This is a genomic window from Saccharopolyspora taberi, from assembly GCF_039534165.1.
GTDB classification, from domain to species: Bacteria; Actinomycetota; Actinomycetes; order Mycobacteriales; family Pseudonocardiaceae; genus Saccharopolyspora_D; species Saccharopolyspora_D taberi.
On record NZ_BAAAUX010000014.1, the window covers coordinates 78,680 to 87,886 of the forward strand.

The following is a 9,207-nucleotide window of genomic DNA, read 5'->3' on the forward strand; positions in this document are numbered from 1 at the left end:
CATCCGCCCGATGTCGACGAACTCACGACGAAAGTCGGCCAGGTGTGTCCGAAGGTCGGATGCGCCGCGCGCAGCCGGGTCCGTAACGTCGGGTGCATGGTCGGCGCGTTGCTCTCACCGCGGCGATCCGGTCGCTCCACAAGGGACTGGATCGTCGACGGCGTGCTGTTCGCGCTCGTCCTCGCCGCCGGGCCGCTTCCGGCCACCGGCCTGTTCGGCGACGATCCGATGACCCCGGCGCGGGGCGTCAACGTGGCCCTCGGCGTGCTGTCGTGCGTGGCGCTGTGGTGGCGCAGGCGGTGGCCGGTGCAGCTGTCGATCGTGCTTAGCCTGGCCACCGGGGTCTCACCGGCGTCCGATCCAGCTGGAGCGGCGGCGATGTTCACCGTGGCCGTGCACCGCGGCGGCGGGATGGCGGCGGCGGTCGCGGTGGTGAACCTGCTGATGGCGGTCCCGAAGATGCTGCTGTTCGCCGAAGCGGGCGAACCGTGGTGGCTCACCCCGCTGCTGACCACGTTCGGCACCGCGGTGGTGATCTCGTGGGGGATGTGGGTGCGCGCCCGGCGGCAGCTGGTGCAGTCGCTGGCCGAGCGGGCTCGGCGCGCCGAGACCGAGCAGCAGCTGCGCGTCGAGCAGGCTCGGCGTGGCGAGAGAACCCAGATCGCCCGGGAGATGCACGACACCCTGGCGCACCGGATCTCCCTGCTGAGCATGCACGCGGGCGCGCTGGAGTTCCGGCCGGACGCCCCGCCCGCCGACATCGCCAAGGCGGCCGGGGTCATCCGCAGCAGCGCCCACCAGGCGCTGAGCGAGCTGCGGGACGTCCTCGCCGTTCTGCGGGAAGGGGATCTCGACGACGCCCCGGACCGCCCTCAGCCGGGGCTGGACGACATCGGCGACCTGGTCGCCAGCGCCCGGCAGGCGGGTACTCCGGTCGCGTACACCAGGGAGGTGGAACCACCGGAGGACGTCTCGTCGGCGGTCGGCCGCAACGCGTACCGGATCGTGCAGGAAGCGCTGACCAACGCCCGCAAGCACGCGCCGGGACGGCCGGTGTCGCTGTCGCTCACCGAGGCCGACGGCGGGGTGCGGATCGAGGTCCGCAACGAGCTGTCCCGCGCGTCCAGCGCCATCCCGGGTGCGGGGACCGGGCTGGTCGGACTGGCCGAGCGGGCGAGCCTGGCGGGCGGGACGCTGGAGCACGGGGCGACCGGCCGTGGCGAGTTCCGGTTGGCGGCCTGGCTACCGTGGCGCTCCGAGGACAGATGAGGCGGCCGGAGGACAGCGATGGAAGCGGCGATCCGAGTGCTGGTCGTGGACGACGACGCACTGGTCCGCGCGGGCCTGTCGATGATGCTCGGCGGCCTCGACGACATCCGGATCGTCGGCGAGGCCGCCGACGGCGCCGAGGTCGTCGACGCCGTCGCCCGCCACCGGCCGCACGTGGTGCTCATGGACATCCGAATGCCCAAAGTGGACGGTCTCGCTGCGACGGAGGCGCTGCGCGCCCGGCAGGACGCGCCGGAGATCATCGTCCTGACCACCTTCGACGCCGATGAGCACGTGCTGCGCGCCCTGCGCGCGGGAGCAAGCGGGTTCGTCCTCAAGGACACCCCGCCCGCGGAGATAGTGCGCGCGGTCCGCAGCGTCGCCAGAGGTGAACCCGCGCTGTCCCCGACGGTCACCCGCAGGCTCATGGACCAGTTCGGCGGCGGCCCGGTCCACGACCAGCGCCGCCAGGCGCGCGACCGGCTGGCCCGCCTGAGCGACCGCGAACGAGACGTCGCCATCGCGATCGGCCGCGGCCGGTCCAACGCCGAGATCGCAGGCGAGCTGTTCATGAGCGTGGGCACGGTCAAGGCCCACATCACCCGCCTGCTGACCAAGCTGGAACTCAACAACCGCGTCCAGGTGGCACTGCTGGTCCACGACGCCGGCCTGGTGTGAAGTCACCCGGTCAACTGCAACCGCCGCTGGAGGAACCGGGTCACGGGACGCACGGCGGCCAACCGCAACGGCAGATCCCGGAGCCAGAGCCGGAAAGGGTCGGCGGGAGCGTAGAGCCCCTTCACCCGCCGCCCGAGCTGCTGCTTGCGCTCGGCCTCCGGCCGCAGCCGCGCCTCCCACTCCCGCAGAGCGACCTCGACGGAGTCCCGCTCCAACGCCGCGCCGAGCAGGTCGGCGCCGCCGACGGCCAGCGACGATCCGTACCCCGCGAACAGCGTCACGCACCAGGCGGCGTCGCCGAGCAGGACCACCCGCCCACGGCTCCACCGGTCCACCCGCATCTGGCTGACGGTGTCGAAGTAGACCGGTTCGGCGTCGGGCAGCTGCGCCAGCACGTCCGGCGCCAGCCAGCCCATGTCCCCGTACTCGGCGGGCAACGCCTTCCTCGGCCCGAGCGCCAGCTGCCGGTCCGGATCGTCGGTCCGGTAGCCGAAGAAAGCCGCCGACCGCTCGTCGTCGAGGCGCAGCACGGCCAGGGTCCGGCCGGTCGCGGTCAACGACGCGGTCGAACGCCCGGCGACCGCGGACGGACACTCGCGAAGCATGAAAACGCTCGCGATGTGGTTGAGATCCAGCCGGAAACGCCGTTCCGGCCCGAAGACCAGCTCGCGGACGGTCGAATGCAGGCCGTCGGCGCCGACGAGCAGATCCGCCTCCTCGGCGGAACCGTCGCTGAGCGTGGCGCGCACGCGCCGGTCGTCCTGCTCGATCGCGGTGACCGTGGTGCCGAACCGGATGTCGGCGTGCGCACGCACGGAGTCGTGGAGCACCGATTCGAGGTCGCCGCGCAGCAGGTTGAGATCACGCCGGCCGCGTAACGATTCCACTGTGGACGTCGGTATCCGGTAGCGGACCCGGCCGTCCGGCCGCACGAAGACCAGTTCGCCGGACGGCAGCACGCGTTCGCGCAGCGCGGGCAGGATGCCCATCCGCTCGGCGGCGTCGTAGCCCAGCCCGCCGAAGGCGACCACGTAGCCGCCGTCGCGGAGCCGCGGCGACCGCTCCAGCACGGTCACCCGCCACCCGGCCCGGTGCAGGCGAAGCGCTGCGGAGAGCCCGGCGATCCCGGCCCCGACGACGAGTGCCCTGTTCATGCGAGGTCTTCCTTCCTGCTGGTCAGGCCCGCCGCGACGATGTCGATCAGCAGGTCGAGCACGGGGGACTGGAGGTCGTCGCCGAGCCAGTCGGCGTGGACCGGTACGAACAGCACCGTCTGCAGCACGCCGATCACGACCCGGACGTCGGCGTCGATCAGGTCCGCGCCGCGCCGGGCGGTGAGGAACCCGGCCAGCGCCGTGACCGGGTTGTCGGCCGCCGCGATCCGGGCCGGATCGACCCGGCGGCGAACCGCGTCCATCTCCTCCGGGTGCGTCATCAGACGGCTGTAGAGCGGGTTGGTGGCCAGTTCCCGGACGGCGGCCCGCAGGAACCGGCGCAGCCCGTCGCGGGTGGTCTCGCCCCGCAGCAGCCCGTCGTCGACGACCCGCTGCCGGACCTCGGCCGTCTGCCGCAGCATGAGCTCCAGGTAGAGCGCCTCCTTGCTGTCGAAGAAGGCGTAGAAGCTGCTCTTGGCGATCCCGGCGGGCTCGACGAGCTCGTCCAGGGACGTCTTGCGCAGCCCCTTGGCGGGGAACAGCCGGGAGCCGGTCTCCAGCAGCAGCCGGGTGATCCGGTCCTTCTCCTCGGCGGAGAACGCGGGTGGCACGACGCCTCCTGAAAACCTGTGAACAATTCGTTCTTGTGTTTTCAAGCTAGCGCGCAGCGGAGGAGGCGGGCAACGGCCTTTACGGATTCCTGTCGAAGCCGCGCCGGTAGGCCGACGGCGAGGTGCGCATGGCCCGCGATCAGCCACTTGATCGGGCTCGTCCCGCTGCACCGCCGGAAGTGCCGCAGGTGGCTGCGGGTCGACAGGTGCGCCTGCCGCGCCAGGTCGGCCACCGAGATCCGCCGGTCGAGGTGGCGCAGGGCCCAGGCCATGCTCGCCGCGATCCGATCGTCGTCGGGAGCGGCGGGCACCAAGTCCTCGACGAACTGCGCCTGTCCACCCTCCCGGTGCGGTGGGACGACCAGCCTGCGCGCCACCGCGTTGGCGACCGCCGGCCCGAAGTCCGCGCGCACCAGGTGCACGCACAGGTCGAGCGCGGCCGCGCTGCCCGCGCTGCCCGCGGCCTTCGAAACCGACATCGCCGACGTGCACGCCGCATTCGAGTCCGATGTGGACGGTTTGGTCGTGGTCGACTCGCGCAGCGCGGAATCCTGGGAGCAGGGCCGGATTCCTGGTGCGTTCCACCTCCCGACCACCGAGATCACCGGGTCCGCCCCGCGGCTGGTCCCCGCGGACGCGGTCGTCGTGACCTACTGCTGGGCGCACGCGGCCCGCCGACCCGCTGACCGCACCGGCCGGTCAGGTCCGCGGCTGCTGAGAGTCCTGCCGGAGGAACCGCTCCAGCCGGTCGATCAGCTCGGCCTGGGCCGGGACCAGCTTGCGCCGCGCGGTGTCCGCGTCGAACCACCCGGCGCGGTCGACCTCGGGGAACTGCTGGGTCCGCCCGGAGCGCGGCGGCCACTGCATCTCGAAGACGTTGCTGGTCAGGAGCTCGGGATCGAAGTCGCCCTCGGCGGCGAACGCCGTCACGACCTTGCCCGACTTCTGCCGGACCGCGCCCAGCTCCACGAGATCCGCTCCGCTCAGGTCGGTGCCGGTCTCCTCGCGGAACTCGCGCAGCGCCGCCGCGCGCGGGTCCTCGGCGTCGTCGTGCTCGCCCTTGGGCACCGACCACGCCCCGTCGTCCTTGTTCTTCCAGAACGGTCCGCCCGGGTGCACGAGCAGCACCTCCAGGCCGTCCCGGATCCGGAACAGCACGATTCCCGCGCTCCGCTTGCCCACTGGTCCTCCTCGCCGTCCCGCCGAGAATAGGTGCGGTCACCGGAGTGCCGCAGGCGGCCGGATCGGGGAGGCTGAGCGGGTGGAGCGGATCGTGCTGCACGTGGACCTCGACCAGTTCATCGTGGCGGTCGAGCTGCTGCGCCGCCCCGAACTGCGCGGGCGGCCGGTGCTGGTCGGCGGGATCGGGGATCCGAACCGCCGCGGGGTGGTCGCCGGAGCCTCCTACGAGGCGCGCGAGCACGGCGTGCGGTCCGGCACCCCGCTGCGCACCGCCGCCGCCCGCTGTCCGGACGCGGTGTTCCTCCCGGTCGACCGCGACGCCTACCTCGCCGCCTCCGCGGAGTTCGTCGACGTGCTCCGGACCGGTGGCGGCACCGTGGAGGTGGCGGGCTGGGACGAGGCGTTCATGCTGCTCGACACCGCCGACGCGCGGCAGAGTGCGCTGCTGGTGCAGGCCGCCGTGCGGGACCGCACCGGCCTGGAGTGCTCGGTGGGGATCGGCGACAACAAGCTGCGGGCCAAGCTCGCGTCGGGTTTCGCCAAACCCGCAGGCGTTTTCCGGCTCGACACCGACAACTGGTGGGACGTCGTGGGTGACCGCCCGCCCGAAGTCCTCTGGGGCATCGGCAAGAAGACCGCGGCGCACCTGGCGGAGCTCGGGGTCGCCACCGTCCGGGAACTCGCCGGTTCCGATCCAGCCGCGCTGGCCGCCCGCTTCGGGCCCAACACCGGGCCGTGGCTGGTCGCGCTGGCCAGGGGATGGGACCCGACACCGGTCACCGACGAGCCCTACCTGGCCCGCTCGCACGGCAGGGAGGAGACCTTCGAACGGAACCTGACCGACCCCGAGGTGGTCCGCGGCGAGGTCACCAGGCTCGCCCACCGGGTGGCCGCCGACCTCGCCGCCGATGACGAGCTGGCGCGCCGGGTCGTGGTGAAGGTGCGGCACGCCCCGTTCACGACCCGCACGCACGGGCAGACGCTCGACTCGCCGAGCCGGGAGCCCGAGGTCCTGGCAGCCGCTGCTCTCGCCGCGCTCGAAGTGTTCGACCTGGACCGTCCGATCCGGTTGCTGGGGGTGCGCGGTGAGATCCGGTGAACGCGCGTGTGGTGGGGTCGTCGACACTGGGGTGCGAACCCGAGTGGCCGAGGAGGACCACCGCGCATGAACCTTCCTGACATCACCGAACTCGCCCGCCAGGACGCGGCCGACGGCGTGCAGCAGCAGATCGTCGGCGCGGTCGTCGACCACAAGGGAGAGATCCTGCTGCTCCGGCGGCTGCCGGGCGAGTTCCGGGGCGGTGCCTGGGAACTGCCCTCCGGCAAGGTGGAGCCGGGCGAGGACCTGCTGACCGCGCTGCACCGGGAGGTCGCCGAGGAGACCGGCCTGGTCATCGACGAGATCACCGGATACCTCGGAGCCTTCGACTACACCGCCCGCAACGGCGGGCACTACCGCCAGCACACCTGGTCGGTGGTGCCGCGCGACGCCGACAACATCGAGCTGAGCGAGCACGACGCCTACCGCTGGGTCGACGCCGAGCAGCAGTACCCGGTCAGCGACGACCTCAAGCGCCAGATCGCCGCCCACTTCGGCTGAGCGGCCGCGGGTCCGGTGTGGACGCGGCGGGAATTCCGGCGCCCGCCCGGGTGTTGTGCGCGGACGACGAGGTTTCGACGACACGGAGATGGATGCCATGCCGCTCAGGGGCGAGTACGAGCCGAGCACGACGAAGGCGGTACGCGATCAGGTGGAGCTCTACGAGAGCTCCGGTGGTACGGACGGGACGACCCTCGGGCATCTGATCGGATGGGACGACGAGGCCAGGCGCGACCTGCCCGTCATCGTGCTGACCACCCGGGGCGCGAAGAGCGGCAAGATCCGCAAGTCGCCGCTGATGCGGGTCGAGCACGACGGCAAGTACGCGGTGATCGCCTCTCTGGGCGGCGCCCCCAAGCACCCGGTCTGGTACCACAACGTGGTGGCCGACCCCAGGGTGGAGCTGCAGGACGGTCCGGTGCGCCAGGACATGATCGCGCGCGAGGTGACCGGGGACGAGAAAGCCGTCTGGTGGGACCGGGCCGTGCGCGCGTTCCCGGACTTCGACGCGTACCAGAAGAAGACGGACCGGGTGATCCCGCTGTTCGTCCTGGAGCCCGCGGCCGAGGAGCACTGACCCGGGCCGTCGCCGGCCGGGCGCTCCCGGCCGGCGACGGCCGGAGGCTCAGGGGACGACCTGGACCTCGTCGCCCGGGTTGAGGGTGTCGAAGAACCGCTTGGCTGCGGTGGTCGACAGGTGCACGCAGCCGTTGGACTCCTGCTCCAGGCTGCCCTCGTGGAACGCGTGACCGTTCTTGGTGAAGAAGACCGAGTTCGGCATCGGGGCGTTGTTGAACTCGGTGCTCGTGTGGTCGGCGTCCTTCCACTGCACGCGGTGCACCCCGACCGGGGTTTCCGAGCCCGCCTTGCCGCTGGTGATCGGCACCGGTCCGTAGCTGGTGCGGCCGTTGTCCTGCAGCCACGCCTGCTTGGTGGACAGGCTCACGCACGCCTTGGCGCTGGGCTGGCAGGGGGCCGGGCTGCCGCCGGTCGCCTCGGCGGCGACCGCGCCCCCGGTGAGCGCGCCCCCGGCGACCAGCGCCGCGACCGCCAGCACGGGTGTTGTCCTGATGCCCATCGTTCTCCTCACGTCCTCGGGCGTAGCGATGTGCGCCTCCTCGACGGTGCCATACGTCCGAGTGATGGCGGCCGTTCGGAGGAGCGCCGAATCGGAAAAGCCCCGGAACACCCGATCGATAGCACCCCTGCGTTGGAGAAACAGCGGAGGGTGACCGATGTCACGCGCACGCATTGCGGGGGAGCGCGCCGGTTGTCCGGTGCGGTCACGGTACGCGGCCAGCGTCCGACACGAACGGATGACATGGGCACACAGGAACGGGGCCCGCGCGCTTGTGGCGCGCGGGCCCCGTCCTCTTCCATGACCGCGCGCCTTGGTGCGAAAGCTGGAACAGGGGGTCCGCCACACCGCCAGCATGAGTTCTCTCACCCGGATGGCGATCGCCCTCGATGTCGAGCTGGCCCAGCTGCTCGGCCAGTCGTCCACCGTCGAGCCGACCGTGGACGGCGAGGCCACCCTGCGAGGGACGCAGAAAGCAGGGCTCGTTCGCTCTGCTCGGTGCGATTCTTCCCGGCCTCATCGCCGAGGCGCATGATGCGACGCGCGAGCTGACCGGCGATGAGCAGACGGCGGCTTTCGGAGTGCTTGGTGAGGCGTTCCAGATCGCCTCGACGATGATGGCGGCTCTCGGCCAGACCGACATCGGCTACATCGGCCTGATCCGGGCGCAGGAGGCGGCACAGCGTGCCGGGGACGAGCTGCTTCAGGCGATGAACGTGTCCTCGTTGTCCTGGGTCCTGTTCAAGCAGGGGCGGCTGAAGGACGCCGAGGAGGCAGCGGTTCGCAAAGCCGAGCAACTGCAGCCGGATTTCATCCGCGACGATTCGAGAAAGCTGGGTGTCTGGGGAATTCTCATGCTGCGGGCCGCGAGCGCGGCCGTCCGCGACAAGAAGCCGGATCGTGCGGAGGAATACCTGAGCCTGGCTCGTACTGCGGCGGCGCGTACCGGCCGCGACCAGACGATCTGCGCGACACCGTTCGGTCCGACCAACGTCGGAATCGCCGGTGTGAACGCCGCAGTTGAGAGCGAACGCTTCGAGAACGCCGTCGCTCTGGCCCGTTCGGTCGCCCTTCCCCAGGGCCGGGATCAAGAGGCAACGGAGCAGCTACTCTGGGCTGAGCGGTTGGCGCCGGAGTGGATGCGCTACCACACGTTGACGCGCCATACCGTGCACGAGCTTGCCGAGCGCGCCAAACGTCGCCGAACACCGATCCCGGAGCTCGCGGACCGGCTCGACATCCTCGACTGAGCTTCTCGTACCTGTCGGCCCAATTCGGAAACGCAGGTGCCGCCGACTCGGACGCCCTGTCCCTGTCGATGTGAAGGGCCGCACAGACAGCAGACGGCGATCAATACGAATGGCATTCCGGATCCTTGCGATCCAGAGCGGTGGTTGATGTGGCCGTGGCCGAGGAACGCCCGGGCCGCGCTGGAAAACGCGCTGACGTACGACCTGACGTGTGCCGCGGACTGGCGGTGGCGGGAGGAGCTTCTGGCCGCGGCAGGGAGGTGTGCGGACCTGTTCGAGTCAGCGCTTTGCACGAGCGGAAGGTGAACCGAAAAAGGAACGGGGCCCGCGCGCTTGTGGCGCGCGGGCCCCGTCCTCTTCCATGACCGCGCGCCTTGGTGCGAAA

At 71.3% G+C, this 9,207-nt stretch carries 11 protein-coding genes and 1 pseudogene; 7 read left to right on the forward strand and 5 right to left on the reverse strand.

The window, feature by feature from the left end:
- The first annotated feature begins 96 nt into the window (after positions 1 to 96).
- Entirely contained in the window at positions 97 to 1,269 is a 1,173-nt protein-coding gene (locus tag ABD691_RS14440) for a sensor histidine kinase (RefSeq protein WP_344680175.1), read from the forward strand.
- Positions 1,270 to 1,287: 18 nt separating this feature from the next.
- Positions 1,288 to 1,947 carry a response regulator transcription factor gene (locus ABD691_RS14445; RefSeq protein ID WP_344680176.1) on the forward strand — a complete coding sequence of 220 codons (660 nt, stop codon included), beginning with the start codon at positions 1,288 to 1,290 and terminating at the stop codon, positions 1,945 to 1,947.
- A gap of 2 nt (positions 1,948 to 1,949) precedes the next feature.
- On the opposite strand, the gene ABD691_RS14450 is transcribed toward ABD691_RS14445, so the two are convergent.
- Genes ABD691_RS14450 through ABD691_RS14460 form a run of 3 tightly spaced genes read right to left on the reverse strand, consistent with a single transcriptional unit; the run spans position 1,950 to position 4,191 of the window.
- Entirely contained in the window at positions 1,950 to 3,101 is a 1,152-nt protein-coding gene (locus ABD691_RS14450; RefSeq protein WP_344680177.1) for an FAD-dependent oxidoreductase, read from the reverse strand.
- Positions 3,098 to 3,712 (reverse strand): TetR/AcrR family transcriptional regulator, encoded by a 615-nt coding sequence (locus tag ABD691_RS14455; RefSeq protein ID WP_344680178.1) that lies wholly within the window; start codon positions 3,710 to 3,712, stop codon positions 3,098 to 3,100. Before ABD691_RS14455 ends, ABD691_RS14450 begins: the two co-directional genes overlap by 4 nt.
- Before the next feature lie 41 nt (positions 3,713 to 3,753).
- Positions 3,754 to 4,191, reverse strand: a complete 438-nt coding sequence (locus tag ABD691_RS14460) for a hypothetical protein (RefSeq protein WP_344680179.1) — start codon at positions 4,189 to 4,191, stop codon at positions 3,754 to 3,756.
- A gap of 46 nt (positions 4,192 to 4,237) precedes the next feature.
- Here ABD691_RS14460 and ABD691_RS14465 point away from each other — a divergent pair.
- Positions 4,238 to 4,372, forward strand: a pseudogene (locus ABD691_RS14465) (rhodanese-like domain-containing protein); the annotation flags it as partial.
- A 39-nt stretch (positions 4,373 to 4,411) separates the two neighbouring features.
- Here the strand turns inward: ABD691_RS14465 and ABD691_RS14470 are convergent.
- Complete coding sequence (locus tag ABD691_RS14470) at positions 4,412 to 4,894, reverse strand: NUDIX hydrolase (protein ID WP_344680180.1); 483 nt, start codon at positions 4,892 to 4,894, stop codon at positions 4,412 to 4,414.
- Positions 4,895 to 4,973: 79 nt separating this feature from the next.
- Here ABD691_RS14470 and ABD691_RS14475 point away from each other — a divergent pair, with 79 nt between their 5' ends.
- The 3 genes from ABD691_RS14475 to ABD691_RS14485 all read left to right on the forward strand — a co-directional run bounded on the left by ABD691_RS14475 (position 4,974) and on the right by ABD691_RS14485 (position 7,071).
- Positions 4,974 to 5,993 (forward strand): DNA polymerase IV, encoded by a 1,020-nt coding sequence (locus ABD691_RS14475; protein ID WP_344680181.1) that lies wholly within the window; start codon positions 4,974 to 4,976, stop codon positions 5,991 to 5,993.
- A gap of 66 nt (positions 5,994 to 6,059) precedes the next feature.
- Positions 6,060 to 6,494 (forward strand): NUDIX hydrolase, encoded by a 435-nt coding sequence (locus ABD691_RS14480; RefSeq protein ID WP_344680182.1) that lies wholly within the window; start codon positions 6,060 to 6,062, stop codon positions 6,492 to 6,494.
- 97 nt (positions 6,495 to 6,591) lie between these two features.
- On the forward strand, positions 6,592 to 7,071 hold the full coding sequence (locus ABD691_RS14485; protein WP_344680183.1) for a nitroreductase family deazaflavin-dependent oxidoreductase: 480 nt from the start codon (positions 6,592 to 6,594) through the stop codon (positions 7,069 to 7,071).
- Between the two features lie 48 nt (positions 7,072 to 7,119).
- On the opposite strand, the gene ABD691_RS14490 is transcribed toward ABD691_RS14485, so the two are convergent.
- Positions 7,120 to 7,572 (reverse strand): L,D-transpeptidase, encoded by a 453-nt coding sequence (locus ABD691_RS14490; RefSeq protein ID WP_344680184.1) that lies wholly within the window; start codon positions 7,570 to 7,572, stop codon positions 7,120 to 7,122.
- Between the two features lie 389 nt (positions 7,573 to 7,961).
- On the opposite strand from ABD691_RS14490, the gene ABD691_RS14495 reads away from it, so the two are divergent.
- Positions 7,962 to 8,822 (forward strand): hypothetical protein, encoded by an 861-nt coding sequence (locus ABD691_RS14495; protein ID WP_344680185.1) that lies wholly within the window; start codon positions 7,962 to 7,964, stop codon positions 8,820 to 8,822.
- Positions 8,823 to 9,207 lie beyond the last annotated feature (385 nt).